Origin of the sequence: Mycobacterium sp. (assembly GCF_044342925.1) — a bacterium.
Taxonomy (GTDB): Bacteria; Actinomycetota; Actinomycetes; order Mycobacteriales; family Mycobacteriaceae; genus Mycobacterium.
The window spans coordinates 1-26,957 of record NZ_JBIIOV010000023.1; the positions used below are offsets into that span (position 1 = coordinate 1).

Annotated in this window: 28 protein-coding genes; 12 read left to right on the forward strand and 16 right to left on the reverse strand. The window is 68.6% G+C overall.

What is annotated here, in order from left to right:
- The 3 genes from ADBZ6I_RS04305 to ADBZ6I_RS04315 all read right to left on the reverse strand — a co-directional run.
- The coding region (locus ADBZ6I_RS04305; RefSeq protein ID WP_526381265.1) for a polysaccharide deacetylase family protein at positions 1-459 on the reverse strand (459 nt) is incomplete at its 3' end.
- A 1-nt stretch (position 460) separates the two neighbouring features.
- Complete coding sequence (gene phoH2 / locus ADBZ6I_RS04310) at positions 461-1,780, reverse strand: RNA 5'-3' helicase PhoH2 (protein WP_526381215.1); 1,320 nt, start codon at positions 1,778-1,780, stop codon at positions 461-463.
- A 106-nt stretch (positions 1,781-1,886) separates the two neighbouring features.
- Entirely contained in the window at positions 1,887-2,717 is an 831-nt protein-coding gene (locus tag ADBZ6I_RS04315) for an acyl-ACP desaturase (protein ID WP_526381217.1), read from the reverse strand.
- Positions 2,718-3,011: 294 nt separating this feature from the next.
- On the opposite strand from ADBZ6I_RS04315, the gene ADBZ6I_RS04320 reads away from it, so the two are divergent.
- Positions 3,012-3,332: a hypothetical protein gene (locus tag ADBZ6I_RS04320; protein WP_526381219.1), complete on the forward strand. Its 321-nt coding sequence runs from the start codon at positions 3,012-3,014 to the stop codon at positions 3,330-3,332.
- 43 nt (positions 3,333-3,375) lie between these two features.
- Here the strand turns inward: ADBZ6I_RS04320 and ADBZ6I_RS04325 are convergent, their stop codons facing one another.
- Together ADBZ6I_RS04325 and ADBZ6I_RS04330 are read right to left on the reverse strand one after the other, a co-directional pair.
- Entirely contained in the window at positions 3,376-4,851 is a 1,476-nt protein-coding gene (locus ADBZ6I_RS04325; RefSeq protein ID WP_526381221.1) for a glycine hydroxymethyltransferase, read from the reverse strand.
- A gap of 53 nt (positions 4,852-4,904) precedes the next feature.
- Positions 4,905-6,125: a DUF885 domain-containing protein gene (locus ADBZ6I_RS04330; RefSeq protein ID WP_526381223.1), complete on the reverse strand. Its 1,221-nt coding sequence runs from the start codon at positions 6,123-6,125 to the stop codon at positions 4,905-4,907.
- A gap of 30 nt (positions 6,126-6,155) precedes the next feature.
- Here ADBZ6I_RS04330 and coaA point away from each other — a divergent pair, with 30 nt between their 5' ends.
- On the forward strand, positions 6,156-7,094 hold the full coding sequence (coaA, locus tag ADBZ6I_RS04335; RefSeq protein WP_526381225.1) for a type I pantothenate kinase: 939 nt from the start codon (positions 6,156-6,158) through the stop codon (positions 7,092-7,094).
- Entirely contained in the window at positions 7,091-7,510 is a 420-nt protein-coding gene (locus tag ADBZ6I_RS04340; RefSeq protein ID WP_526381227.1) for a DoxX-related protein, read from the forward strand. The genes coaA and ADBZ6I_RS04340 overlap by 4 nt, the downstream gene beginning before the upstream one ends.
- A 16-nt stretch (positions 7,511-7,526) precedes the next feature.
- Here the strand turns inward: ADBZ6I_RS04340 and ADBZ6I_RS04345 are convergent, their stop codons facing one another.
- Positions 7,527-8,324, reverse strand: coding sequence for a (2Z,6E)-farnesyl diphosphate synthase (locus tag ADBZ6I_RS04345; protein WP_526381267.1), 798 nt, complete (start codon positions 8,322-8,324; stop codon positions 7,527-7,529).
- Positions 8,325-8,399: 75 nt separating this feature from the next.
- On the opposite strand from ADBZ6I_RS04345, the gene trhA reads away from it, so the two are divergent.
- The gene (gene trhA / locus ADBZ6I_RS04350; RefSeq protein WP_526381269.1) at positions 8,400-9,146 is read left to right on the forward strand and encodes a PAQR family membrane homeostasis protein TrhA; all 747 of its coding nucleotides are present in this window, start codon (positions 8,400-8,402) and stop codon (positions 9,144-9,146) included.
- A gap of 18 nt (positions 9,147-9,164) precedes the next feature.
- Here trhA and ADBZ6I_RS04355 read toward each other — a convergent pair whose 3' ends face one another.
- The 4 genes from ADBZ6I_RS04355 to mca are packed head-to-tail and all read right to left on the reverse strand — an operon-like array spanning position 9,165 to position 12,747.
- Complete coding sequence (locus ADBZ6I_RS04355; protein WP_526381229.1) at positions 9,165-9,551, reverse strand: nuclear transport factor 2 family protein; 387 nt, start codon at positions 9,549-9,551, stop codon at positions 9,165-9,167.
- A 10-nt stretch (positions 9,552-9,561) separates the two neighbouring features.
- Positions 9,562-11,598 carry a thioredoxin domain-containing protein gene (locus ADBZ6I_RS04360; protein ID WP_526381231.1) on the reverse strand — a complete coding sequence of 679 codons (2,037 nt, stop codon included), beginning with the start codon at positions 11,596-11,598 and terminating at the stop codon, positions 9,562-9,564.
- Positions 11,582-11,869, reverse strand: coding sequence for a hypothetical protein (locus ADBZ6I_RS04365; protein WP_526381271.1), 288 nt, complete (start codon positions 11,867-11,869; stop codon positions 11,582-11,584). Before ADBZ6I_RS04365 ends, ADBZ6I_RS04360 begins: the two co-directional genes overlap by 17 nt.
- Before the next feature lie 5 nt (positions 11,870-11,874).
- A complete protein-coding gene (mca, locus tag ADBZ6I_RS04370; protein WP_526381233.1) occupies positions 11,875-12,747 on the reverse strand; it encodes a mycothiol conjugate amidase Mca in 873 nt (290 codons plus the stop codon).
- A 115-nt stretch (positions 12,748-12,862) separates the two neighbouring features.
- On the opposite strand from mca, the gene ADBZ6I_RS04375 reads away from it, so the two are divergent.
- The 3 genes from ADBZ6I_RS04375 (at position 12,863) to ADBZ6I_RS04385 (ending at position 14,680) form a co-directional block, all read left to right on the forward strand.
- Entirely contained in the window at positions 12,863-13,303 is a 441-nt protein-coding gene (locus ADBZ6I_RS04375; RefSeq protein WP_526381235.1) for a DUF4307 domain-containing protein, read from the forward strand.
- Between the two features lie 212 nt (positions 13,304-13,515).
- Positions 13,516-14,010 (forward strand): transcription elongation factor GreA, encoded by a 495-nt coding sequence (greA, locus tag ADBZ6I_RS04380; RefSeq protein WP_526381237.1) that lies wholly within the window; start codon positions 13,516-13,518, stop codon positions 14,008-14,010.
- Positions 14,011-14,020: 10 nt separating this feature from the next.
- Positions 14,021-14,680: a GPP34 family phosphoprotein gene (locus ADBZ6I_RS04385; protein WP_526381239.1), complete on the forward strand. Its 660-nt coding sequence runs from the start codon at positions 14,021-14,023 to the stop codon at positions 14,678-14,680.
- A 6-nt stretch (positions 14,681-14,686) separates the two neighbouring features.
- Here the strand turns inward: ADBZ6I_RS04385 and ADBZ6I_RS04390 are convergent, their stop codons facing one another.
- The 5 genes from ADBZ6I_RS04390 to ADBZ6I_RS04410 form a co-directional block, all read right to left on the reverse strand.
- On the reverse strand, positions 14,687-15,841 hold the full coding sequence (locus tag ADBZ6I_RS04390) for a cystathionine gamma-synthase (RefSeq protein WP_526381241.1): 1,155 nt from the start codon (positions 15,839-15,841) through the stop codon (positions 14,687-14,689).
- 22 nt (positions 15,842-15,863) lie between these two features.
- The gene (locus tag ADBZ6I_RS04395) at positions 15,864-16,805 is read right to left on the reverse strand and encodes a DUF2189 domain-containing protein (protein ID WP_526381243.1); all 942 of its coding nucleotides are present in this window, start codon (positions 16,803-16,805) and stop codon (positions 15,864-15,866) included.
- Between the two features lie 100 nt (positions 16,806-16,905).
- Positions 16,906-17,490, reverse strand: coding sequence for an Rv1078 family RDD domain-containing protein (locus ADBZ6I_RS04400; RefSeq protein ID WP_526381245.1), 585 nt, complete (start codon positions 17,488-17,490; stop codon positions 16,906-16,908).
- 40 nt (positions 17,491-17,530) lie between these two features.
- A complete protein-coding gene (locus ADBZ6I_RS04405; RefSeq protein ID WP_526381247.1) occupies positions 17,531-18,925 on the reverse strand; it encodes a cystathionine beta-synthase in 1,395 nt (464 codons plus the stop codon).
- 45 nt (positions 18,926-18,970) lie between these two features.
- Positions 18,971-20,002 (reverse strand): alpha/beta hydrolase, encoded by a 1,032-nt coding sequence (locus ADBZ6I_RS04410; RefSeq protein ID WP_526381250.1) that lies wholly within the window; start codon positions 20,000-20,002, stop codon positions 18,971-18,973.
- 193 nt (positions 20,003-20,195) lie between these two features.
- On the opposite strand from ADBZ6I_RS04410, the gene ADBZ6I_RS04415 reads away from it, so the two are divergent.
- Entirely contained in the window at positions 20,196-21,140 is a 945-nt protein-coding gene (locus ADBZ6I_RS04415; RefSeq protein ID WP_526381252.1) for an SGNH/GDSL hydrolase family protein, read from the forward strand.
- 37 nt (positions 21,141-21,177) lie between these two features.
- Entirely contained in the window at positions 21,178-22,395 is a 1,218-nt protein-coding gene (locus ADBZ6I_RS04420) for an acetyl-CoA C-acetyltransferase (protein WP_526381254.1), read from the forward strand.
- Positions 22,396-22,515: 120 nt separating this feature from the next.
- Here the strand turns inward: ADBZ6I_RS04420 and ADBZ6I_RS04425 are convergent, their stop codons facing one another.
- Positions 22,516-23,361 (reverse strand): Bax inhibitor-1/YccA family protein, encoded by an 846-nt coding sequence (locus tag ADBZ6I_RS04425; protein ID WP_526381256.1) that lies wholly within the window; start codon positions 23,359-23,361, stop codon positions 22,516-22,518.
- Between the two features lie 154 nt (positions 23,362-23,515).
- On the opposite strand from ADBZ6I_RS04425, the gene ADBZ6I_RS04430 reads away from it, so the two are divergent.
- From ADBZ6I_RS04430 to ADBZ6I_RS04440, 3 genes are all read left to right on the forward strand, one after another.
- Positions 23,516-24,580 carry a 3-hydroxyisobutyryl-CoA hydrolase gene (locus ADBZ6I_RS04430; RefSeq protein ID WP_526381258.1) on the forward strand — a complete coding sequence of 355 codons (1,065 nt, stop codon included), beginning with the start codon at positions 23,516-23,518 and terminating at the stop codon, positions 24,578-24,580.
- Positions 24,577-25,353, forward strand: coding sequence for an enoyl-CoA hydratase (locus tag ADBZ6I_RS04435; RefSeq protein WP_526381260.1), 777 nt, complete (start codon positions 24,577-24,579; stop codon positions 25,351-25,353). The genes ADBZ6I_RS04430 and ADBZ6I_RS04435 overlap by 4 nt, the downstream gene beginning before the upstream one ends.
- Positions 25,354-25,371: 18 nt before the next feature.
- Positions 25,372-26,957: alpha/beta hydrolase (locus ADBZ6I_RS04440; RefSeq protein WP_526381262.1), on the forward strand; the 1,586-nt coding region annotated here is incomplete at its 3' end.

Here is a 26,957-nt window from a genome sequence, read left to right on the forward strand (position 1 = left end):
GGCCAGCCCGTGCTTGGCGGCCTGCTGGTTCACCGCGTCATTGGTCAGCCCGCCGGCCGGGCGCCACAGCACCGGTGTCCGCCCGGTCGCCGCCGCGATCGCCGCGTTGGCCTTCGCCAGCTGATCGGGCACGTAGTGCGCGCCGATGGTGGTCATGTCGGGGTGTTCCCAGGTGTGGTTGCCGATCTCCATACCGGCTTCGGCGACCCGTTTGGCGCCGTCGGGGTCGGCCGCCACCTTGTTCCCGATCATGAAGAAGGTGGCTTCGGCGCCGGCGTCGGTCAGCACGTCGAGCAGGCGGTCGGTGTAGGGCGCGGGGCCGTCGTCGAAGGTCAACGCGAGGCACTTGTCCACCGCGCAGTCCACCGCGGCGGCGTGCGTCGACGGCGCGTTCGTGCCGCAACCGCTGAGGAGCAGCGCCGCGGCAACGACGAACGGTCGGCCCAGCACGGCGGTCAGCTTACGGCAGCACTTCCGGGCTGAACTCTTCCAGCATCTCGGTGACCAGCGCGGCGATCGGGGAGCGTTCGCTGCGGGTCAGGGTGATGTGGGCGAACAACGGGTGGCCCTTGAGTTTCTCGATGACCGCAGCCACCCCGTCGTGCCGGCCGACGCGCAGGTTGTCGCGCTGGGCGACGTCGTGGGTGAGCACCACCCGCGATCCGGCGCCCAGCCGGGACAGCACGGTGAGCAGCACGTTGCGTTCCAGTGATTGCGCTTCGTCGACGATGACGAACGAGTCGTGCAGGGAGCGGCCGCGGATGTGGGTCAGCGGCAGGACTTCCAGCATTCCGCGCGACTGCACCTCATCCAGCACGGCCGGGCTGGCCAGACCCTCCAGGGTGTCGAAAACCGCCTGCGCCCAGGGGCCCATCTTGTCGCTCTCACTGCCGGGCAGATAACCCAGGTCCTGGCCGCCGACGGCGTACAACGGCCGGAACACCACGACCTTGCGTTGGGTGCGCCGTTCCAGGACGGCGTCCAGTCCGGCGCACAGCGCCAGTGCGGACTTGCCGGTGCCGGCCTTGCCGCCCAGGGACACGATGCCCACCGACTCGTCGAGCAGGAGGTCCAGGGCTACACGCTGCTCAGCGGATCGGCCGCGCAGACCGAACACCTCGCGGTCACCGCGCACCAGTTGGACCCGCTTCTCGGCGTTGACCCGGCCCAGCGCATGAGAGCTGCCGGCGAGCAAGCGAACACCGGTGTGGCAGGGCAGGTTTCGGGCGTCGACCAGGTCGATCTCGCCGTCGCTGAAGAAGGTGCTGATCTCCTCGCCGGTGACGTCGAGTTCGGTCATGCCGGTCCACCCGGACGTGACGACGTCCTGGGCGTGGTACTCGTCTGCGGGCAGCCCAACCGCGCCGGCCTTGACCCGAAGCGGGATGTCCTTGCTGACCAACGTGACTTGTTTGCCTTCGGCGGCGAGGTTGGCGGCACACGCCAGAATCCGGGCGTCGTTGGTGCCGGTGCGGAAACCGCTCGGCAGCACCGTGGGATCGGTGTGATTGAGTTCGACGTGCAGCGTACCGCCTTGCGCCCCAACGGGAATGGGCTGATCGAGGCGGCCGTGCTCGAGTCGCATGTCGTCGAAGAGCCGCAGCGCCTGGCGGGCGAACCAGCCCAGCTCATGATGGTGGCGCTTGGCCTCCAGTTCGCTGATCACCACCAGCGGGACGACGACCTCGTGCTCGGCGAACCGGGTACACGCCCACGGATCGGACAGCAGGACTGAGGTGTCAAGCACATACGTCCGGATGGGCGAGTGCGGATCGGTCACAGGCGCTCCCTCGGCTCGTGGCCGTTCGGAGGAGCCGAGGCTCACCGGCCATCGCCGCCGACGTTACCCGTCTGTGACCTCGCGCCGCGCAGGCGCGCCGGGTGTGTCAGGCGGCGATGCGCTTCTTCAGCAGCGGCTCGTCGGCCAGGCCCCAGGTGGCGATGGAGTTGACGACGACCTTGTCCGCAGCCGCCTGATCGAAGACGCCGGACTCCGCCGCTGAGCGCAGCTTGGTCTCCCGGTACTCGATGATGTCGCCCCCGACCACCGGGAAGCCGGTGGCGCGACGGGCGATGGCGGCGATGGTGGAGTCGCGGTGGTGCTCGACGCAGTGGATAACCAGGTTGTCGAAGAACTCCGCGTGCCGTTCCTCGTCGGCGGCGATACGCCCGATGAGCTTCTTGAGCACCGGCTCGTCGATGCCGGCTTCCAGGTTGCGGGTGTAGACCGCGTGCGCCCGCTCGTACATCGCCATGAACACCAGGGTCTCGATCTGAGTGTAGTTGCTGGCCTGGTAGCCGCGCATGACGTGGCGGACCCGGACCTCCTCGTCGGCGACCGGGTCGAAGTTGCGGGTCACCACCAGGTACTCGCGCAGAGCGATGGCGTGCAGGTTCTCCTCGGCGGTCCACCGGCCGATCCAGCGGCCCCACTTGTCTTCGAGGATGAAGTGCTCGACGAGCTCGCGGTGATAGCCGGCGAGGTTGTCTTTGGTGATGAGCAGAATCTCGACGGCGTCGACGATCGCGGTCGGAAGGGTCACCTGGGCGGGGTCCCAGTCCTCGCCGCCGAGGAAAGCGAAGTTGCGGCCCTCGTCGAACGGGACGTAGTCGTGGGCGTACCACTCGTCGGCCGTCAGCAGGTGGCGGGCCAGATTGTCGGCGACAACCGGCTCAAGCTCCAGGGTCAGCGCGTTTGCGACAGGTTTCTGTGCCATGCGGTTACTGTAACCGATGTTAACGGGTGTCCGAAAATCGTCCGTTGCGGCGTTTCGTGTCCGTGGCGGCCCGTGCGCCAGCCGGGAAATGACCCAGGGGTCGGTTTACTCTGGCGGTCAGAACGACGTGCCCCGATCTCGTCGTCAGCGACGAAGGAGCACTCATGTCGGCGCCCGGCCCCGGCGCGGTGGCGCCGTACAACCCACCCTCGGACTGCGGCAAAGCCACCGACACGGACACGCTGTGCGTCGAGAATCTGATGAACAGGGGCTGAAGCAGTGGACGACGACGGTGTGCGGATCGTCCTGCTGGACAGCCTCACCGCGGCCACCCTGGCGGGCATCCTGCCGGTGCTGCTGCTGACCCTGGCCGGCGAACTGCGGCGAACCCGCTACATGCGCGATAAGCCGCGCCTGCTCGGGCTGTTCTTCCTCGTCTTCGGCACCATCGAAACGATGCTGGTGTTCTCGATCGACGGCGCGTTCTACCCGTTCCAGTGGTTCGACAGCTTCGTCGGAATCATCATTTTCGGGCTGCTCTTTATGCTGTTCCGGCTGTCACTCGCCGACTCGCGCGAACACGAGCACGGGCACGACAAGGACAGGTACATCTGACACGCTTTAGTGGATCGGGCTGAGCCGTTACAGGGTGCTGCCGCTACAGGGTGATGCCCGGGTAGAGCGGGTTGGCGTCGAGCAGTTCCGCCGCCGCCGAGCGCACCCAGTCCGCCGTCTGGTCGGTCAGGGTGTACTTCGCCTTGGAAGGCCCAGCGGTGCCGTCCGCCGGTTGAGTGTTTTTCAGCACCTCGACCACCAGTTCGGCCACCCGGTCGAACTCGGCAGGGCCGAACCCGCGGGTGGTCAGCGCCGGGGTGCCGAACCGGATGCCGCTGGTGTACCAGGCGCCGTTGGGGTCGGCCGGGATCGAGTTGCGATTGGTGACGATGCCGGAATCCAGCAGCGCCGACTCGGCCTGCCGGCCGGTCAGCCCGAAGCTCTGCACATCGAGCAGCACCAGGTGGTTGTCGGTGCCGCCGGTGACCAGCCGCGCGCCGCGGCGCATCAGGCCGTCGGCGAACGCCTGGGCGTTGTCGGCAACGCGCTGGGCGTAGGCCCGGAACGAGGGCTGACGGGCCTCCGCGAAGGCGACGGCCTTGGCGGCCATCACATGTGACATCGGACCGCCGAGCACCATCGGGCAGCCCTTGTCGACGGCGTCGGAGTACTCCTTGGTGGCCAGCACCAGGCCGCCGCGCGGGCCGCGCAACGACTTGTGGGTGGTGGTGGTCAGGACGTGGGCGTGCGGCACCGGATCCTCGTCGCCGGTGAACACCTTGCCCGCCACCAGGCCGGCGAAGTGCGCCATGTCCACCATGAAGGTGGCGCCCACCGCGTCGGCGATTTCGCGCATCTTGGCGAAGTTCACCCGGCGCGGATACGCGGAGTAGCCCGCTACCAGGATCAGCGGCTTGAACTCCCGAACCGCCGCGGCGATGGCGTCGTAGTCGAGCAGCTCGGTCTCGGGGTTAGTGCCGTAGCTGCGCTGCTGGAACATCTTCCCGGAGATGTTGGGCCGGAAGCCGTGGGTGAGGTGGCCGCCGGCGTCCAGCGACATGCCCATCAGCCGCTGGCTGCCGAGCTTGGCGCGCAGCCGCTCCCACTCGGCTTCAGAAAGGTCGTTGACGTTCTTCACGCCCACCTCGGCAAGCGCCGGGGCCTCGACACGGGTGGCCAGGATGGCCCAGAAGGCCACCAGGTTGGCGTCGATCCCGGAGTGCGGCTGCACGTAGGCGTACGGGGCGCCGAACAGTTCGCGGGCGTGCTCGGCGGCAAGTGCCTCGATCTCGTCGACGTTCTGGCAACCGGCGTAGAACCGGTGCCCGACGGTGCCCTCGGCGTACTTGTCGGACAACCAGGTGCTCATGGTCAGCAGCACCGCCGGCGAGGCGTAGTTCTCGCTGGCGATCAGCTTGAGCGAACTGCGCTGGTCGGCGAGTTCCTTGCGAGTCGCCGCGGCGATCCTGGGCTCCACCGTTTCGATGACCTGCAACGCCGCCCGGTAGGCCTCGTTGGCGGTGGCGGCATAGTCGGCGCCCGGCGCGGTGGCGGCGGACAGGATGGCGTCGGTCGTCATGCCGCTAAAGCGTAGTCGCCCGGACCGGATGCGGTGAACCGCCGTCTGCGGATCTAGATCGGCAACTCCGCACGCAGCGACGAGGGGATCAGCGGCTCGTCGAGCAACCGGGTGAAGCGCTCGGTCAGCCCGACGCCGTCGGGCCGGTCGTCGAGCCACGCCCGCAACAGCCGGTAGCCCTCGATGTAGGTGCTGGTGTACGCCCGCCACAGCGGCGAGGACAGGAACCGCAGCGACTGGCGGGCTCGGCTGTCGTTGATCAGCAACCAGCGCTGCAGATAGGCCGCGACCTCGTCGGCGTCGCGGTGTTCGTCGTGCAGCATCAGCGCCGCGTCCTGACGGACGTCGGCCAACTCCGCCCGGGCCGCGGCCAGCGCCTCGGCCCGCTCCCCGTCGAAACGCAGGCCCAGATCGGCGTAGATCTCCTGCGCCCACCGGCCCCAGCCCGGCCCGACCGCGGCGTGCAACGCCAGGTCGGCCAGCCCTTCGGCCATCAGGCACTGCGGGGTGTTCACCAGGAAAATCGTCTGCTCGCCGTGTCCCAGGCCCGCGACCAGACCGGCTTCCTTGCGGCAGTGTTCGGTGTGGTGGCCGGGGTAGGACTCGTGGGCGATGAGCGACGGCAGATGGCTCATCTGCTGCTTGAGGTCGGCGTTGACGGCCACCCGGGAGCGGTAGTCGCCCTCGTAGTAGTTGAAGCCCGACCACGGCTTGTCGGTGACCACCTCATAGACGACGGTCTCGCTATCCGGCAGCGGATAGGTGGCGCGCACGATGTCGCGCAACGCGCTGGAGAAGGCGTCGATGGCGTCCCCGAGACGCTCCGGGGGGATCTCGTCGGCCCGCCGCTCGGCCTCCATCCGCTCGGCCAGCGATCCCGTGCCACCGAACACTTCTGAGATCCGGCTATGCGCGGCGCGGTAGCGATCCGGGTCGCCGCGGGAGATGTCGACGTCGAAGTAGTCGCGCACCTCGTCGACGAAGCCGACGTCCTCGCCGGCGAACTTCCGTGCCGCGCAGGCCAGCGCCCGCAGGTGCGCGCCGACGAACTCGGCCCGCTGATCGGTGAAGGCGCCGTCCCGCGGCACGGCCGGTAAGTCGGCCAGCAACCGCTTGGCCTGCACTGCCAACTCGGCAGGTTGAGGCGCCGGCTCGTCGGCAACGCGGCGGCGCAGCCGCTGATCGCCAGTGAAGGCGTCGACGTAACCTTCCTCGATGCGGTCGAACCGCAGGCCGAGCAAGAGATAGTCGTCAATGAAGTGGTCGGGCTCCATGGCGTTCACGCTAACTGCAAGACTTGTGCCATGGCGCGGCTGAACGAACCCAGCCCCTACGTGGAGTTCGAGCGGAAAGACTGGCGCGGTCTGCGCATGTCGACTCCGCTCAAGCTCACCGAGGAGGAGCTGACCGGGCTGCGCGGCTTGGGCGAACAGATCGACCTGTTGGAGGTCGAGGAGGTCTACCTGCCGCTGGCCCGGCTGATCCATCTGCAAGTGGCGGCACGGCAGGGGTTGTTCGCGGCCACCGACGAATTCCTCGGCGGACCGCGGCAGAACCCGGACCGCCCGGTGCCGTTCGTGATCGGGGTGGCCGGCAGCGTCGCCGTCGGCAAGTCGACGACCGCCCGTGTGCTGCAGGCGCTGCTGTCGCGTTTCGAGGACCATTCGCGGGTCGACCTGGTGACCACCGACGGATTCCTGTATCCGAACACGGAACTGACCCGTCGAAATCTCATGCACCGCAAGGGCTTCCCAGAGAGTTATGACCGACGGGCGCTGATGCGGTTCGTCACCTCGGTCAAGTCCGGGGCCGATCAGGTATGCGCCCCGGTGTACTCGCACCTGATCTACGACATCGTTCAGGGCGAGAAGCACATCGTCACCCATCCCGACATCCTGATCGTGGAAGGGCTCAACGTCTTACAGACCGGTCCGCGGCTGATGGTGTCGGACCTGTTCGACTTCTCGGTGTACGTCGATGCCCGCATCGAGGACATCGAGCAGTGGTACATCGAGCGTTTCCTGGCCATGCGGGCCGGGGCGTTCGCCGACCCCGCGTCGCACTTCCATCACTATTCCGGTCTCACCGACGACCAGGCCGTCGGCGCTGCCCGCGACATCTGGCGAACCATCAACCGGCCCAACCTGATCGAGAACATCCTGCCCACTCGCCCGCGGGCAACCGCGGTGCTGCGCAAGGACTCCGACCATTCGGTCAAGCGGCTGCGGCTGCGCAAGATATGAGAACCGAAACTGTCCCTGACACGGCCCCGCAGAAGATCGGCCGCATCGCTCTGGGCGCGTTCATGGTGTTCGCCGGCGTCGGCCACCTGACCTTCGCCCGCACCGATTTCCTGGCGCAGGTGCCCGAGTTCGTGCCGCTGCCGCCGGACCTCACCGTGCTGGCCTCCGGTGCGGTGGAGATCGCGCTGGGCGCTGCGATGATTCTGGCTCGCAGGCAGCGCGCCGTCGTGGGTCTGACGCTGGCCGTCTTCTTCGTTCTGATCTTCCCCGGCAACATCGCCCAGTGGCTGCACCACCGGAACGCATTCGGGCTGGATAGCGACGCCAAGCGCCTGGTGCGACTGTTCTTCCAGCCGGCGCTCATCGCCTGGGCGCTGTGGTGCACCGGCGGCTGGCGCCTGCTGCGGCGTGGCTAGCTGAAGCTCTACCGCCCTACTGCCCGAAGCGACGGTGCCGGCGGCTGTAGTCGCGCAGCGCCCGCAGGAAATCCACCCGCCGGAAATCGGGCCAGTGCGCCTCGGTGAACCACATCTCCGAATAGGCGCTCTGCCACAGCAGGAACCCGCTGAGCCGCTGCTCACCGGAGGTGCGGATGACCAGGTCGGGATCGGGCTGGCCCGAGGTGTAGAGGTTCTCCCCGATGCTCTCGACGGTGACGGCCTCGATCATCTGCTCAGGGGTGGCCCCGTTGGCGAGTTGCTTGCCCAGCAGTCCGCGCACCGCGTCGACGATCTCCCGGCGGCCGCCGTAGCCGACGGCGACGTTGACGTGGAACGAACCCGACGGAGCGGCGGAGGTGGCGGCGTCCACCGCGTCACGAACGCGTCGGGCCGGCTCGTCGCCGAGCAGTTCCAGATCGCCGACGGTGCGCACGCTCCACCGGTTGGCCGGAGCGCAGATCTCCTCGACGACGTCGGTGATGATCTCGATCAGCGCCGCCAACTCCTCGGGGTCGCGCTGCAGATTCTCGGTGGACAGCAGGTAGACCGTCGCCATCTCGATGCCTTCGCGGGCGCACCAGCGCAGCATTTCGGCGATCTTGGCCGCGCCCATCCGGTAGCCGTAGCTGACGTCGCAGTAACCGGCATCACGCGCCCAGCGCCGGTTACCGTCGCACAGCACGGCGATATGGCGGGGAAGTGCCGATTTGGAATCGGAGAGCTCCTGCCGCAACCGCATCTCGTAAAGCCGGTAGGCCGGCTCCTTGAGACGCGGGGGAATGATCTCCACGACCATCAAGACTACTGTGGCGTGCGAGCCGATACCGGGGAGAACACCCGCTACGTCAGGTCACGGGAGGTGGACATGACTGCAGATGCCGACATCGAGGAACCCCGTCGCGCCGGCCAGGCCGAGGACGGCCAAGCCGAGGACTTCCCCGAAGCCGTCGTCGACCAGGTCAGCCAGTTCCTGGGCAAGCCCCGCGCCCGCGGCTGGATCCATGTCTACGCCGCCGCGGTCGCGGCCATCGCCGGCACCGCGCTGGTGTCGGTGTCCTGGTCGTTGCAGGGCACCCGGGCCGGGCTGGCCACCCTGACCTACACCATCACCATCGTGGCCATGTTCGCCGTCAGCGGCACCTACCACCGGGTGAACTGGAAGTCGCCGACCACCCACAAGTGGATGAAGCGGCTCGACCACTCGATGATCTTCGTCTTCATCGCGGGCAGCTACACCCCGTTCGCACTGCTCGCGCTACCCGAACGCGACGGCTGGCTGCTGTTCTGGATCGTCTGGGGTGGCGCGCTGGCCGGCGTGCTGCTCAAGATGTTCTGGCCGACGGCGCCGGCCTGGGTCGGGGTGCCGCTGTACATGCTGCTGGGCTGGGTGGCCGTCTGGTTCATCGGCCCGATCACCGAAGGCGCGGGGGTGGCGGCCGTGACGCTGCTGATCGTCGGCGGCGTGTTCTACAGCGTCGGCGGCGTGCTGTACGCGCTGAAGTGGCCCAATCCGTGGCCGACGACCTTCGGTCACCACGAGTTCTTCCACGCCTGCACCGCGGTGGCGGCGATCTGCCACTACGTCGCGATGTGGTTCGCGGTCTTCTGGTAGACGGCGCCTCGGTAGGTGCTAGGCCGGGGTGATGTTCGCCGGCGACCAGTAGGACTTCATCGAGGCCACCTTGCCGTCGCTGTTGAAGACCATGACGTCGATGGGTTCGATCCGCACCCGACCGCCTTCAGGACCCACGATGATGGCGAACTGGAAGGCCGCCTCATGGCCGGCCACCCGCAGGGTCAGCAATTCCGTTGCCCGCGGCAGGCTTTCGATGGTCGCGTAGAACCCGCGGATCGCCTTCCGGCCGATGTGCAACTCGCCGCCACCGACCGGGTCCTCCACGGTGGCGTCGTCGGCGAACATCTCGGCGATCTGCTCCGCGGTGCCGTTGGCCACCAGGCCCAGGTACCGGTGGACGGTGTCGGTGATCTCCTGCGTCATGTCCCGGGAGTTCGGCATGACGGCGACGCTACACGCGCACGCCGAGGGCTTCGGCAAGTTCCTCGGCGCCGGTGACGGGCAAGTCGCAGACCATCCCCCGGCAGATGTAGGCGGCGTCGGCGCCGCGCACCCGGTCCCGGCCGGCCAGCAGCGGGATGGAGTCCACCTCGCCGCCGACGACGATCGTGCCGCCCGGCGCGATCCGGCGGGCGGCGGCCAGCAGATCGGAATCCGACGCCCCAGTCTCGATGGAAACAGCCACTTGCAGCGGACCGCGCACCGCCGCCTCGGCGACGGCCAGCCAATGCCCAGCGGATCGGGGTGCCCGCGCCAGCAGCGGGGAGTGGGCAAGCAGCGTCTCGGCGGCGGCCTGTGCGTAGCGCGGCGCCCGATCGGCGTCGACGAGGTGGGCGGCCGTCAGCAGCGCCTCGGCGATCGATGACGCCCCCGACGGGGTGGCCCCGTCCAGCGGGTCGGCGGGACGGACCATCAGCGCCTCGGCGTCGTCGGCGGTGTCGAACCACCGGCCTGGGCGATCTGGGTCGGCGAAGTGTCGCAGCGCCAGGTCGATCAGCACGGTGGCGTGGTCCAGCCAGCGCTGCTCGCCGGTCAGCTGGTACACCGCGAGCAGGCCGGTGGCCAGCATGGCGTGGTCCTCCAGGATCGCCGCGCTCTCCCCCACCCGGCCGCCGAGGCTGGCCCGGCGCAGTCGTCCGTCCACCAGGTGCGCCTCGAACAGGGCTTGGGCACACCGCTGCGCGGCGTCCAGCAGGCCCGGATCGTCCAGTGCCACGCTGGCTTCGGCCAGCGCGGTGATCGCCAGACCGTTCCACGCGGTGACGATCTTGTCGTCGCGGGCCGGCTGCGGCCGATCCCGGCGGGCAGCCCGCAGCGCCGCCCGCACCCGGGCGAACCGCTCGGCGTCGGCCGGCAGCGGGTCATGGTCGGCCGGCAATTGCAGCACCGATGACCCGTGCTCGAACGTGCCCTGCGCGGTGACGCCGAAAACCTTTGCGGCCCAGGCACCGTCGTCGTCGCCGAGCACTTCGCGCAGCTGCTCCGGCGTCCAGACGTAGGTGGAACCCTCCACCCCCGCGGCGTCGGCGTCCAGGGAGGAGGTGAAGACCGCGCCGTCGGCGAGGTCGTCGATCAGGAACGCCGCGGTCTCGGCGGCCACCCGGACGGCCAGCGGGACGCCGGTGCGACGCGCCCAGTGCGCGAACACCCGCAGCAGCAGGGCGTTGTCGTAGAGCATCTTCTCGAAGTGCGGGACCACCCACTCGGCGTCGACGCTGTAGCGGGCGAAACCGCCGGCCAGCTGGTCGTAGATGCCGCCGCGGGCCATCGCCGTACAGGTGCGGCGCACACTGCCCAGCGGAACCGGTGATCCGGTGCGTTCGTGGCTGCGCAGCAGCGCCTCCAGCAGCGCCGACGGCGGGAACTTCGGCGCCGCGCCGAACCCGCCGCGGATGGTGTCCTCGTCGCGCAGCACCGCCGACACCGCGTGGTCGCACAAGGAGGCCGACACCTCCGGCCCGCCGGACGGCGGCCCCGCGGACATCCGGCGCAGTTCGCCGGCGATGTGGTCGCTGGCCTGCTCCACATCGCCGCGGCGCTCCCGCCAGGTTTGGGTCACCGCCGAAAGCAGCTGCAGGAACTGTGGTTTGGGGAAGTAGGTGCCGCAGAAGAATGGCCGGCCGTCCGGGGTGAGGAAGCACGTCATCGGCCAGCCGCCCTGGCCGGTCATCGCGACCGTCGCGTTCATGTAGACCGCGTCGAGGTCGGGGCGCTCCTCGCGGTCGACCTTGATACAGACGAATTCGTTCATCGCGGCGGCGACGGTGTCGTCCTCGAACGACTCGTGGGCCATCACATGGCACCAGTGGCAGGCGGCGTAACCGATCGACAACAGGATCGGGACGTCGCGGCGGGCCGCCTCGGCGAGCACCTCGGGGCTCCACTGCTTCCAGTGCACCGGGTTGTCCGCGTGCTGGCGCAGGTAGGGGCTTGTCGCGCCGGCGAGTTGGTTACCCGCCCCGGCGAGTTGGTTACCCGCTGGGCTCACCAGAGGGCTTCCGGGTGGCGGCCTTCCCGGCTGCGGAACCGGCGGGACCGGCTGCGGGACCGGCGGGACCGGCTGCGGGACCGTCCTCGATGGCGGTGAAATGGTCCCGCGCCTTCTTCAGATGGCGGTTCATCGACCACACCAGCACGAGCACGGCGATCGACAGCAGTACGACGATGAACAGACCGACCGGGCTGGCTTTGCCGACGTCGGGACCGGTGTTGGTCGGGCCTTCGGCCAGCACGGTGATCAGCACATCGCTGACGGGCAAAGCGTTCACTCGTAGACCTCGATTCCGGCGAACAGGTCATCCTCGGGTAACACGGCGGGTACCCGCGAACGGGCCAGCTCGAACTCCTCGGTGGGCCAAAGCCTTTGCTGCCACTCTAACGGCGTGGCGAAGAAGAAGCCGTCGGGGTCGATCTGGGTGGCGTGCGCCTTGAGGGCAGCGTCGCGCTGGGCGAAGTAAGGAGCGCAGGGAACCCGGGTGGTGACCCGATTGGCGAACACGTCGTTGTCCGGGTCCCAGTTCTCCAGCCAGCGGGCGAACGGCCCCTCCTGCCCGTTCTCGGCGAACTCGTCCTGCAGCAACTGCATGCGCCGGCGCACGAAGCCGTGGATGTAGTAGAGCTTGCTGACCTCCCACGGCGGGCCCGCGTCCGGATGGGCCAGCGGGTCGGCGGCGGCCTCGAAGGCGGCCACCGAAACCTGATGGCAGCGAATGTGATCCGGGTGCGGATAGCCGCCGTTCTCGTCATAGGTGGTGATCACGTGCGGGCGGAATTCCCGGATCACCCGCACCAGCCGGGCGACGGGCTCCTCCAGCGGCACCAGCGCGAAACAACCGTCCGGAAGCGGCGGCGGCGGGTCGCCCTCCGGCAAGCCGGAATCGACGAATCCCAGCCAGTGATGCTCGACGCCGAGAATGTCAGCGGCCCGGGCCATCTCCTCCCGGCGGACATCGGCGATGCGGCCGTGCACCTCGGGGATGTCCATCGCCGGGTTGAGGATGTCCCCGCGCTCACCTCCGGTCAGGGTGACCACCATGACGCGGTGCCCTTCGTCGACGTACCGCGCACACGTCGCCGCACCCTTGCTGGACTCGTCGTCCGGATGGGCGTGGATCGCCATCAAGCGCCGTTCGGTCACGTCTTCCTCTATATGTCCCACTGGATGCCTGTGCGGGTTCGCCGCTGCCACATCGTCCCATCCCGGGTAGGGGTACCCGCAACAGAGGCTGCCGCCGGAAGGCACACTGAAAGGCATGACCGACTCCCCGGCCGGGCGGCCGGATCCAGCGTCGCGTTACGGCCGCCAGCCGATGTCGGCACAGACCCGCAGCCGGATCGTCAAGGCGCTGGGAGCGCTGACCGTCCTGGCCGGGCTGAGCTTGGCCGTCGTCGCCTACCTGCGCTTCGAGAGCAAGGACGTGGAAGGCGAGGCGGCTTCCTACGAGCTCCTCGACGACCGGACGGTGGCCGTAACGATCACCGTGACGCGAAAAGACCCGGCGGTGCCGGTGGTCTGCATCGTGCGGGCACGCTCCCGCGACGCCGTCGAGACCGGCCGCCGCGAGATCCTCGTCGGCCCCTCCGAGGAGCGCACCGTCCAGGTCACCGCGAACGTCACCGCCTATGATCGGCCGCTGGGCGGCGATCTCTACGGGTGCGGCACCGAGGTGCCCGCCTACCTGACCGCGCCCTGACCCGTAGCAAACTTCGGGACAGGAAAACGCAGGTGGCGCCGCCAGCCCCGGTGCTACACTTTCCAGGTACACGGTTCCTGCTGGGAGCCGTGTATTGCTAATTGGCGGGATAGCTCGCCGCCCGGGGGGTGGCACGCACGCGGCAACGGCCGCGCCTTCCCGGCAGCGACAACACACCGCTTGCGGGACGAACGAGCTAGGAGCGCGACGAGATGACTGACAACCAGGTGGTCTGGCTGACGCAGGAGTCCTACGACCGTCTCAAAGCCGAGCTCGACCAGTTGATCGCCAACCGCCCGATCATCGCCGCGGAGATCAACGACCGCCGAGAAGAGGGCGACCTGCGGGAGAACGGCGGCTACCATGCCGCCCGCGAGCAGCAGGGCCAGGAAGAGGCCCGCATCCGCCAGCTCCAGGAGTTGCTGAACACCGCCAAGGTCGGGGAGGCGCCCAAGCAGTCCGGCGTCGCGCTGCCCGGGTCGGTGGTGAAGGTCTACTACGACGGCGACGAGTCCGACACCGAAACCTTCCTGATCGCCACCCGCCAGGAGATCATCAGCGACGGCAAGCTCGAGGTCTACTCGCCCAACTCGCCGCTGGGCGCCGCGCTGCTCAACGCCAAGGTCGGTGAGGCCCGCACCTACACCGTGCCCAGCGGCAGCACCGTCAAAGTCACTCTGGTCAGCGCCGAGCCCTACCACTCCTGAGTCTGGGGTCATGGCGCGCATCGCCGAAGACCTGTTGCTGCTGCTGCTCGACAACCCACAGGCGCAGCCTCAGCTGGACCGCTCCCGCCTGGGTCGCGTGCTGGCCGGCGGACTGATTCTCGATCTGGCCTACGACTGCCGCATCCGGCCGGCCCTGGCGCAGGACGCCGTCACCCCCGGGCACCTGATCGCCCTGGAAAGCCCGGTGCCGATGGATCCCGCCGTGCGGCCGGCGCTGCAGCTGTTGCAGCAGCGGGCGCTCAGCCCGGAGGCGGCGGTGGCCAAGATCGGCAAACACGCCGAAGACGACGTGCTCGACCAACTGTTGCGCACCGGGCAGATTCACCAGATCGGCCTGACCGAACACAAGTTCCGCCGCAACCACTACCGGTGGCCGGTGAAGAACCGCGCCCGGCTGTCGGTGGCCCGCTCGGAACTGCTCGGGGCGTTATTCGGGCGGCGAAGCGCGGCGCCGGTGACAGCGGCGGTCATCGCCCTGCTGCATGCGGTCGGCGGGTTCGGCGCTGTGCTCGAACTCAACGACGCCGGTGTCGAAGAGGCCGGCCTGCGTGCCGCCGAGATCGGCTACGGCGAGTGGGTGGACAGGTCCGACACCGCGCAGGCGAATCTGGAGCTGACCGCCGCCGCGGTGCTGCCTGCGCTGGGCTGACGCCCGCTAACCCAGGGCTTGGCGCAGGTCGGCCAGCAGGTCCGCGGAATCCTCGATTCCCACCGACAACCGCACCAGGTCGTCGGGCACTTCCAGTTGGGAACCGGCGGTCGAGGCGTGCGTCATCGCGCCGGGGTGCTCGATCAGCGACTCCACCCCGCCCAATGACTCGGCCAGGATGAAAATTTCCGTGCGCGCACAGAAGTCGCGCGCAGCCTGCACGCCGCCGGCCATCCGCACCGAGACCATGCCGCCGAAGCCGCGCATCTGGCGGGCCGCGACGGCATGTCCGGGGTGATCGGGCAGGCCGGGGTAGAGCACCGTGCTCACCGCGGGATGCCCGGCCAGGAAGGCGGCCACCAGCGCGGCGTTGTCGCTGTGCCGGTGCATCCGCAGTTCCAGTGTCTTCAGGCCCCGCATGGTCAGGTAGGCGTCGAAGGGCCCGGGCACCGCGCCGGCACCGTTCTGCAGGAAGGCGAACGCCGCGTCGAGTTCCTCGCTGTTGGTCACCAGCGCCCCACCCACCACGTCGGAGTGGCCGCCGATGTACTTGGTCGTGGAATGCAGCACGATGTCGGCGCCCAAGGTCAGCGGCTGCTGCAGAGCGGGTGAGGCAAAGGTGTTGTCCACCAGCACCGTCAGACCGGCGCTGTGGCCGATTTCGGCGATCGCGGTGATGTCGGCGATGGACAGCAGCGGGTTGGTGGGCGTCTCAACCCAGATCATCCGGGTGCGGTCGGTGATCGCGGCCCGCACGGCGTTCAGATCGGCCAGATGGACCGCGGTGTAGGCCACGCCCCACTGCGTGAACACCTTGTCGATCAGCCGGAAGGTGCCGCCGTAGGCGTCGTCGGGAATCACGATGTGGTCGCCGGGACGCAGCACCGCGCGTAGGGCGCAGTCGGTGGCCGCCATCCCGGAACTAAACGCCCGACCGTAGCGACCCTCCTCGACGGCGGCCAGCACGGTCTCCAGCGCCGCCCGGGTGGGGTTGCCGGTCCGGGCGTACTCGAACCCGCCGCGCAGCCCGCCCACCCCGTCCTGGGCGAAGGTGCTGCTGGCGTAGATCGGGGCGTTGACCGCCCCGGTCGCCGGGTCCGGCCGGAAGCCGGCGTGGATAGCCCTGGTGGCGAAACCGTGCCCGCCGTGCGTGTCGCTCATCGCCGTCGAGCCTACGGCGCTGCTAGGCGTGCGCCGGAGCGACCTGGCCGCCGCTCAACTTCCGGTACGCGTACACCAGCAGCAGGTAGGTGACCGGGATGGCCACCAGCAGACCGACACCGCAGAACAGCAGGCCCAGGAACAGGATGGCGGCGCTGACCAGCCAGAGCGCCACAACCTGCCCGAAGTGCGCCTTGGTGATCCGGAAACTCTCCTTGAGGCCGTCGACGGCCGAGAGGTTGCGGTCGACGATGGCGACCGTGGCGAACAGCGCGAACAGGCCGAGGATCACGGCGGGCAGGGCCAGCACCAACGAGCCGGCAAGTCCCAGCACGGGACTGACCGAAGCCAGCAGGCCGACCAGGAAGACCGTCATCACATTGACGATGAAGATCAGCAGGCTCACCAGCAATGTCGCCATCACGACGGCGGCGACGTTACGGGGCCGCAGGAACGACGCAGGCGTGACCGGCCGGCCGTCGGCGATGTCGAGCAGCCCGCCGAAAAAGGCCGACGCCAGCGCCGCCCCGACGATCGCCATCGCGAACCAGCCGACGATCGATACCGCCAGGCCCGCACCGGTGAGGGTCTGGGACGTCATCTCAACGATGTCGTCGCCGGTCTCGTAGACGGTGATCGTCTCCGGGGAGATCTTGCCCAGCACCCATTGGGACACAAATGCCAGCGCGAGCGGAATGAGGGTCAGCGCAAAGGTTCCCACCAACAGCGGGATGGCATTCTTGGTGAACTTGCTCCAAGCCCACGAGATGCCCTCAGTGATGGTGAAGGCCGGCCGGCCCGCACCGGGAGGCGGCGGGAAGTAGCCGCCTTCCGCCGGCGGAGGCGGCGGGTAGGCGCCGGGGGGCGGGTAGCCACCGGGCGGCGGGTAGCCGCCCTGCGGGTAAACCCCCGGCTGCGGCGCTCCCCACTGCGGCTGGGCGCCGTACTGCGGCGGCTGCGGCACCTGGCCGGGGTAGGATAGCCTCCCGGCGGCGGGAACTCACCGGGGTTGGGCGGCTGGGTCATCGAACTCCTTCGTTGAACGCGTTAGGAAAAAGCCAGGTCTACAGGGGCCGGCAGACGGTGGACATCACCTTGTCGGCGATGGTCTGCCGCTTGGCATCCCAGAGCGGGAACAGATAGCCGAGGTTGCACACGACGCTGTCCAGGAAGTGCGCGCACTGGCGCACCATCGACATCCCGAATCCGATTGGGCGGCCGGTGGATTCGTCGACCACCACGAACTTCATGATCGATTTGCCAACGCTGGAGCCGGTACCGCCCTGCCGGTAGCCGTAGTTCCAGATCCAGAAGGCCAGCGCGGCGAAGGAGAACAGCACCATCAAGGTGACCCCCACCCCCGACGGCTGCGCTGTGCAGGTCCCGCTGTATCTGGTGTCGGCGCAGTCAGCCGTGGTCGCCGTGCCCAGCACACTCATCTGGCCGGCGAAGACAAGCAGTGCAATCGGCACTGAGTCGATCAGATAGGCGGCGGCCCGGGTGAGCCACGGGGTATAGGCCTGCTGCGGCAGCGGCGCCGGGTAGGAGTAGTCCGCCGGGGGGTACGGGTAGTAGCCCGGCGGTGGCGGCAGATAGTGGCCCGGCGGATGAGGGTAGCTTCCCGGCGGCGGCTCGGGCGGGCTGGTCATCGGTCTCCATCAGGGTCGGGGCCGGCCCAACCCTACCGCGTCAACGCCGTCGCGGCCCTTCAGAGAGGAAGCCGAGCAAGTCGTGGCGCGTGATCACACCCACCGGTTTGCCACCCTCGACCACCATCACCGCATCGGCATCGCGCAACATCGTGGCCGCTTCGTTGAGCTGCTCGCCGGCGCCGATCAGGGGCAGCGGCGGGCTCATGTGCACAGCGACGGCATCGGCCAGACTGGCCCGGCCCTCGAACACCGCCGAGAGCAGTTCGCGTTCGGAGACGCTGCCCGCCACCTCACCGGCCATCACCGGCGGTTCGGCGCCCACCACCGGCATCTGCGACACCCCGTACTCGCGCAGGATGCCGATGGCGTCACGCACCGTTTCGGACGGATGGGTGTGCACCAGATCCGGCAGACCGCCGGTCTTCCCCCGCAGCACGTCACCGACCGTCGGCTCGGGCAGCGACTCGTCGAGCGGACGACGCAGGAACCCGTACGACGACATCCAGGCGTCGTTGAAGATCTTCGACATGTAGCCGCGGCCGCCGTCGGGCAGCAGCACCACGATCAGCGCGTCGGGGCCGGCCTCCTCGGCCACCCGCAGAGCGGCCACCGTCGCCATCCCGCAGGATCCGCCGACCAGCAGCCCTTCCTCGCGGGCGAGCCGGCGGGTCATATCGAACGAATCGGCGTCGGACACCGCGACGATGCGGTCGGCGATGGCGGGGTCGTAGGCGCTCGGCCAGAAGTCCTCCCCCACACCCTCTACCAGGTAGGGGCGTCCGGTACCGCCGGAGTACACCGATCCTTCCGGGTCGGCGCCGATAATCTGAACCCGGCCGTCGGACACCTCTTTGAGGTAGCGGCCGGCGCCGGTGATGGTGCCGCCGGTGCCCACTCCGGCCACGAAGTGCGTGACCTTGCCGTCGGTGTCGGCCCAGATCTCCGGGCCGGTGGTCTCGTAGTGGCTGGCCGGGCCGTTGGGGTTGGAGTACTGGTCGGGCTTCCAGGCGCCGTCGATCTCCCGGACCAGCCGATTGGACACGCTGTAGTAGCTGTCCGGGTCATCCGGCGCCACCGCCGTCGGGCAGACCACGACCTCGGCGCCGTAGGCCCGCAGCACGTTCTGCTTGTCTTCGCTGACCTTGTCCGGGCAGACGAACACGCACTTGTAGCCGCGCCGCTGCGCCACCAGAGCCAGGCCCACCCCGGTGTTGCCGGAGGTGGGTTCGACGATCGTGCCGCCGGGCCGCAGCTCTCCGTTGGCCTCGGCCGCGTCGATCATCTTGACGGCAATGCGGTCTTTGGAGCTGCCCCCGGGGTTGAGGTATTCGACCTTGGCGGCCACCACCCCGGCGCCCTTGGGCACCACCGAGTTGAGCCGGACCAGGGGGGTGTTGCCGATCAGCTCGCTGACGTGCGGCGCGATTCGCATGGCTCTATGGTCGCAGACGAACGCGTGCAGCCGCGTCCGCGCTCGTCAGCCGGTTGCTTCGCGGATGTACTCGCCGATCTGGCGCAGCGACCGGGTGGCCTCCGGGATCAGCGGCGCGGCCATCTGGAAATCGTGGATCTGGCCCGGCCAGATCCGCACCTCGGTGGGCACCCCTGCGGCGGCCAGGCGGCGGGCCGCCAGGCGGGCATCATGCAGCAGCACCTCCGAGCCGGACACATGGATCAGCGTCTGGGGCAGTCCAGGCACAATGTGATCCAGCGGCTCGTAGACGTCCTCGGCAATGCCGTCGACGACGTTCCTCGCGGCAGCCCGGGCCACCAGCGCAACCAGCGCGTCAAAAGCCTTGGGCGGGAACATCGCATCGGTGTCGATGTTGGGGTGCGCACACTTGGATTCCTTCTCCAGTTGCAGCAGCGGGGAGATCGCGACCATCGCTGCCGGGGTCTCCCCTTCCGCCTGCAGCCGCTGGGCCAACGCCATGGCCAGATAGCCGCCGGCGGAGTCACCGGCCAGCACGATCTGATCCGGTTCGTAGCCGCGCGACCGCAGCCACCGGTAGCCGTCGTAACAGTCGTCGACGGCCTTGCCGACGCTGTGCTGGGGAATCAGCCGGTAGTCGACCACGAGCACCGGGGAGTCGGCGAACTTCGACAACGACACCGAAATTCGGCTGTGCGAATTGATCCCGCAGGTGAGGAAGGCCCCGCCGTGCAGGTAGAGCACCACCCGGCGGCGGCCGTCGGCAGGCAGTACGCCCGGCGCCCGGACCAGCTGCGCCGAGGCGTTGGGCAGTCCGACGGTGGCCCGCACGGTTCCCGGCGTGGGCAGCACCGCGCGGGCGACGACGTCCACCAGACCGAACGGCCAGGGCAGGTGCGGGACGTGACTGAGCACCGCCAGCGCCGGCCGCATCGTCATCCGGGTGCCCAGGGTGACCAGACGCGCGGGCAGACTCGGCCCGTCCTCGATCACCTCGACCGGCACCCCGTCACTGACCGGGTAGCGCCGCGGTGCGCGCCGCGCGAAGGACGGTGCGACCTTGCTGGGTGCGGTCATGTCAACACTCCCTACGCCGTTGTAGCGGTGTGCCGATGGGGCCGCTTTGTCGACCCCTGGGCCTCAAGGATGGCAGCTGTGATCCACACCACAACCCGTGATAGCGATTGTTGCCGGATCTGATACCGGTCCGTAACCGCAAAGCCCTGTTGATCGCTGGTTTTCCCACCTATCACGTCCCTAAACTGACCCGGTGGGCATATGGTTCGGCTCCGCGCGAACGCTGGCCGTGGCAGGGGTACTCGCCTCCACCGGAGGCGCGGTCGTCGGTGCCCGCAATCTGCTCACCGGTCAGGCCGAGCAAGCCCGCAGCGTGATCCCGAAGGCCCTCGACATTCCGCCCCGCGCGGACGGTGTCTACGCTCCCGGCGGCGCCCCGGTGGGCCGGTGGGAACGCGGCGTCGAAGTGGGCTTGCACGTGATGGTCTTCGGCGACTCCATGGCCACCGGATACGGCTGCCGCGACGCCGACGACGTCCCGGGCGCGCTGATCGCCCGCGACCTGGCCGACCGGTCCGGTCACCTGGTGCGGCTGTCCACCAAGGCGATCGTCGGCGCCACGTCCAAGGGGCTGACCAGCCAGGTCGACGCCGTGCTCGTCGCCGGAGCGCCCCCCGATGTGGCCGTGATCATGATCGGCGCCAACGACGTCACCGCCCTCAACGGCATCGGCCCGTCGGCCCGGCGGCTCGGGGCGGCGGTCCGCCGACTGCGGGCCAGCGGCACCGCTGTGGTCGTCGGAACCTGCCCGGACTTCGGGGTCGTCACCGCGATCCCGCAGCCGCTGCGCTGGACGGCCCGCTCGCTCGGGCTTCGGCTGGCCGGCGCGCAGGCCGCGGAGACCCGGGCCGCCGGTGGCCTGCCGGTACCCATCGCCGCGCTGCTGCATTCGCACTTTCTCGAAGAACCGGAGCGCCTCTTCTCCGAGGACCGCTACCACCCGTCGGCAGCCGGGTACGCGCTCATCGCCGGTCACCTTTTACCCGCCGTCTGCGATGCACTCGGGGAGAGCATGCCCGAGTTGGTCTGGGCCCGGGACCCGGTGACGGCTGCCGCAACACCGCTCGATCGGCTAACCAGGTTGCTGCGTCGGCGACCCGCCGGGGTTGCGGTGACCGAGGAGCAGCCCACGGGTTAGGTTCGGGGTAACACGCCCACGCAACCAGGAGTCCGTCATGCCCGAAGCCGTCATCGTCGCTACCGCCCGCTCGCCGATCGGCCGGGCCGGTAAGGGCTCCCTGGTCGGCATGCGCCCCGACGACCTGGCCGCGCAGATGGTGCGCGCCGCCCTCGACAAGGTGCCCGCCCTGAACCCGCGCGACATCGACGACCTGATGCTGGGCTGCGGCCAGCCCGGCGGTGAGGCCGGGTTCAACATCGCCCGGGTGGTGGCCGTCGAACTCGGCTATGACTTCCTGCCCGGGGTGACGGTCAACCGGTACTGCTCGTCGTCGTTGCAGACCACCCGGATGGCCTTCCACGCCATCAAGGCCGGCGAAGGCAACGCCTTCATCTCCGCCGGTGTCGAGACGGTGTCCCGGTTCCCGCACGGCACGTCCGACGGCTGGCCCGACTCCCGCAACCCGCTCTTCGCCGACGCCGAGGCCCGCAGCGCGGCCGTTGCCGGCGGGGCGGACGCCTGGGCCGACCCCCGCGAGGCCGGACAGCTCCCCGACGTCTACATCGCGATGGGGCAGACAGCGGAGAACGTCGCGCTGAACACCGGCATCAGCCGCGAAGACCAGGACCGCTGGGGCGTGCTCAGCCAGAACCGTGCCGAGGAGGCCATCAACAATGGCTTCTTCGCCCGCGAGATCTCGCCGGTGACGTTGCCCGACGGCACCGTCGTCTCATGCGACGACGGACCCCGCGCCGGCACCACCTACGAGAAGATCAGCCAGCTGCAGCCGGTGTTCCGGCCCAACGGCACGGTCACCGCGGGTAATGCCTGCCCGCTGAACGACGGCGCGGCGGCGGTGGTCGTGATGTCCGAGGTGAAGGCCAAGGAGCTGGGGCTGACCCCGCTGGCCCGCATCGTGTCCACCGGAGTGTCCGGGCTGTCCCCGGAAATCATGGGCCTGGGCCCGATCGAGGCCGTCAAGAAGGCGCTGGGGTACGCCAAGATGTCGGTCTCTGATATCGACCTGTTCGAGATCAACGAGGCGTTCGCGGTGCAGGTTCTCGGCTCGGCGCGGACGCTGGGCATCGACGAGGACAAGCTCAACGTGTCCGGCGGGGCCATCGCGCTGGGCCATCCGTTCGGGATGACGGGTGCGCGGATCACCGCAACGCTGCTGAACAACCTTGCCACCCAGGACAAGACGTTCGGCGTGGAGACCATGTGCGTCGGCGGCGGCCAGGGCATGGCGATGGTGGTCGAGCGGCTGAGCTGAATTTCATTGCATCGACTCTGCGCCCAGATCGCGAATCTTCGCGTTTCAGCGATCTGTGCGCACTGTCGATGCCCCCAACGAAAAAAGCCCCGCCGAAGCGGGGCTTTTCTCGTCGAGCGACTAGCGGTTCTGGAAGTAGCTCAGAAGCCGCAGGATCTCCAGGTACAGCCAGACCAGCGTCACGGTCAGGCCGAGGGCGATGCCCCAGGCGGCCTTCTCGGGCGCGCCGGCCCGGATCATCTGATCAGCCGAGTCGAAGTCGACCAGGAAGCTGAACGCGGCCAGCGCGATGCAGACCAGCGAGAAGATGATCGCCAGCGTTCCACCGGAGCGCAGGCCCATGCCCTCGCCGCCGCCGACCCCAAACATGCCGAGCACCAGGTTACCGAGCATCAGCACCAGCACGCCGATCATGCCGGCCACCAGCATGCGGGTGAACTTCGGAGTTACTCGGATAGCGCCGGTCTTGTAGACGACGAGCATGCCGAAGAAGACGCCGATGGTCCCGAGGATGGCCTGGCTGATCAGCGCACCGGCCGAAGCACCGGAGACGGTGACGTTCGCCAGCAGGAAGGAGATCGCGCCGAGGAACACCCCTTCGAGCGCCGCGTAGCTGAGCACGATGGCCGGGTTGTCCTGCTTGCGACCAAAGGTCGCGATCATCACCAGGACGAACCCGCCCAGCCCACCGACGAGGGTGAACGGCATTGCCAGCGCCAGGTTGGCCGACACCATGAAGTAGGAGATGACGGCGGCCACCGAAAGCACACCCAGGGTGATGCCAGTCTTGGTGACGACGTCGTCGATGGTCAGCGGCCGCGAGACACCGGTCTGCGGCGGGTATTGAGTGTGGGGCTGGGCCATTTGGCCCATCTGCTGGGCACCGGCGATACCGGTACCGAACTGCGCGTATCCGCCAGGTTGCTGGGGCAACGAGCGAAATACCGGGTTGCTGCTTTGCCGCACCGCGGGATCCTCTCAGGAGACTAGTGAACATTTCATCAACGAGCGGCGGTGGCCGATTGTTCCGGGGAACGCGTCGGAATTTTGCCGTCGTAGGACAACCTTACCTGCCATCCCGGTGTGTGCCAGTGGCATTGCTCCTGGTAAAACTCCGACGGTGAGCGCTGACACCGATGAAGTGCTGGTCCGGGTCGAGTGTGGAGTGGGTTTCCTGACGCTCAATCGCCCGAAGGCCATCAACTCGCTGAACCAGAACATGGTCACCGCCATTGACGCCGCGCTGGCGAAATGGGCAAACGACGACGACGTCCGGGCGGTGGTCGTCAACGGCGCCGGCGAGCGGGGCTTGTGCGCCGGTGGCGACGTGGTGGCGATTTACCACAGCGCCACGGCCGCAGACCCCGAAGCCCGGCGATTCTGGTTCGACGAATACCGCCTCAACGCGCGGATCGGGCGCTATCCCAAGCCCTACGTGGCGTTGATGGACGGCATCGTCATGGGCGGCGGTGTGGGCGTCAGCGCGCACGGCAGCGTCCGCGTGGTGACCGAGACCTCAAAGATCGCGATGCCCGAGGTCGGCATCGGCTTCATCCCGGATGTGGGCGGCAGCTACCTGCTGTCCCGCGCACCCGGGTTGCTGGGCCTGCATGCCGCCCTCACCGGCGCGCCGTTCAACGGCCCGGATGCGATCGCGATGGGGTTCGCCGACCACTACGTCCCCCGCGCCGATCTCGAGCCGTTCACCGCCATGGTCGTCGCGGAAGGGCCCGAGGCCGCCGTGACGGCCTTCGCCCAGGAACCACCGGCAAGCCCGCTTGCCGCTCAGCGCGACTGGATCGATGAATGCTTCGCGGGGGACACCGTCGCCGACATCCTCGCGGCGTTGCGCGCCCGCGGCGAGGGCCCGGCCGCCCTGTCCGCCGCCCACGCCGCCAACCTCATCTCGACCCGGTCCCCCATCGCCCTGGCCGTCACGCTGGCCGCGGTGCGCCGGGCCGCCACGCTGGACACCCTCGAGGAGGTGCTGGTCCAGGAGTACCGGGTGTCGTGCGCGTCGCTGCGTTCCCACGACCTGGTCGAGGGCATCCGCGCCCAACTGGTGGACAAGGACCGCAACCCGCAGTGGTCCCCGTCGACCCTTGCGGCGGTGACCGAACAGGACGTCGACGCCTATTTCGCCCCTGCTGATCCGGACCTGACCTTCGAAGGAGTCGAGAAATGAGTTACGAGACCATCCTGGTGAGCCGCTCGGAGCGGGTCGGCACCATCACGCTGAACCGCCCGCAGGCGCTCAACGCCCTCAACAGCCAGGTGATGAACGAGGTCACCGCCGCCGCGGCCGAGTTCGACGCCGACCCGGGCATCGGCGCCATCATCATCACCGGCGCGGGCGACAAGGCCTTCGCCGCCGGCGCCGACATCAAGGAGATGGCGTCGCTGTCGTTCTCCGAGGTCTTCGATTCCGACTTCTTCGCCGGCTGGGGCAAGCTCGGCGCGGTACGCACCCCCCTGATCGCCGCGGTCGCCGGCTACGCGCTCGGCGGCGGTTGCGAACTGGCGATGATGTGCGATGTGCTGATCGCCGCCGACACCGCCAAGTTCGGTCAGCCGGAGATCAAGCTGGGAGTGCTGCCGGGCATGGGCGGCTCACAGCGGCTGACCCGGGCCATCGGCAAGGCCAAGGCCATGGACCTGATCCTGACCGGACGCACCATCGACGCCGCCGAGGCCGAACGCAGCGGCCTGGTGTCGCGGGTGGTGCCCGCCGCCACGCTTCTCGACGAGGCCAACGCAGTGGCCACCACCATCTCGCAGATGTCGCGGTCGGCGGCGCGGATGGCCAAGGAGGCGGTCAACCGGGCGTTCGAGTCCACCCTCGAAGAGGGTCTGCTCTACGAGCGCAGGCTGTTCCACTCCGCGTTCGCCACCGATGACCAGACCGAAGGCATGGCCGCCTTCACCGAGAAACGCGCACCGAATTTCACCCATCGCTAACCGCTAGGGTGGGCGTCCGTGACCGTCACTGAGGCCGCACCGGCACCTTCACCCACCGCGGAACGGAAACCGGACTGGTGGCAACGCCGGTATACCTTCACCGGCACCGCGGTCGGGTTCCTGTTCATGCTGCTGTCGATGACGCCGTCGCTGTTGCCGCGCGGCCCGCTGTTCCAGGGCATCGTCAGCGGCGCCGCAGGCGCCATCGGCTACATGCTCGGAGTGTTCGCGGTCTGGCTGGTCCGTTTCATGCGGTCGCGGCCGAGCAGCCCGCCGGCACCGCGCTGGGCGTGGCCCGTTCTGGTCGCGGTCGGGGCGCTGGCACTCGTGCTCGGCATCGTCTACTTCCACTACTGGCAGGACCACGTCCGCGACCTGTTCGGCGTGCCACGGCTCAAGTGGTACGACTACATCACGGCCGGCGCATTGTCGTTGGTGGTGTTGTTCCTGTTCGTCGAGTTCGGCCAGCTGATCGGCAGACTGGTCCGGTTCCTGGTCCGTCAGCTCAGTCGCGTTGCGCCACAGCGGGTTTCATTCGTCGTCACACTCATCGCCGTGCTGGCCGTATTCATCGCGGTCCTCAATGGTGTCGTGGTGCGCGGCACGATGAGCCTGCTGAACAAGACGTTCTCGAAGGTCAACGACGAACTGGACCCCAAACAACCTGTGCCGACGTCGGCGCTGCGTTCCGGCGGACCGGGCTCCCAGGTGTCCTGGTCCTCCATGGGCCACCAGGGCCGCATCTTCGTGGGCAACGGCCCCACCGTCGCGCAACTCACGGAGTTCAACAAGGCCCCGGCGACCGAGCCCATCCGCGCCTACGCAGGACTTCACTCCGCCAATGGGATTCGCGCCACCGCCGAACTGGCAGCCGCTGAACTGGAACGCAAAGGCGGCCTCAAGCGCACGGTGATCGCGGTGGCAACCACCACCGGCACCGGCTGGATCAACGCCGCCGAGGCCGACTCGCTGGAGTACATGTACAACGGCGACACCGCGATTGTCAGCATGCAGTACTCGTACCTGCCCAGCTGGCTGTCGTTCCTGGTCGACAAGGAAAACGCAAGGCAGGCCGGCCAGGCGTTGTTCGAGGCGGTCGACGAGAAGGTGCGCGCACTGCCGGAAGCGCAGCGGCCCAAGATCGTGGTGTTCGGCGAGAGCCTCGGATCGTTCGGCGGCGAGGCGCCGTTCCTGAGCCCGAACAACATCATCGCCCGCACCGACGGGGCGCTGTTCTCCGGGCCGACGTTCAACAACACCATGCGCGACTTCATCACCGACAACCGCGACGCCGGCTCCCCGGAATGGCTGCCGATTTTCGACGACGGCGCCAACGTGCGGTTCGCCGCCCGGGCCGAAAACCTCGGGCGTCCGGACGCGCCGTGGGGCAACCCGCGGGTCGCCTACCTGCAGCACGCCTCCGATCCGATTGCCTGGTGGACGCCGGAATTGCTGTTCGCACAGCCTGATTGGCTGCGGGAGCCGCGCGGGTACGACGTATCGGGCGACATGAACTGGATCCCGGTGGTCACCTTCCTTCAGGTCGCCGCCGACATGGCGGTGGCCGTCGACGTTCCCGACGGCCACGGCCACCGCTACGTCAA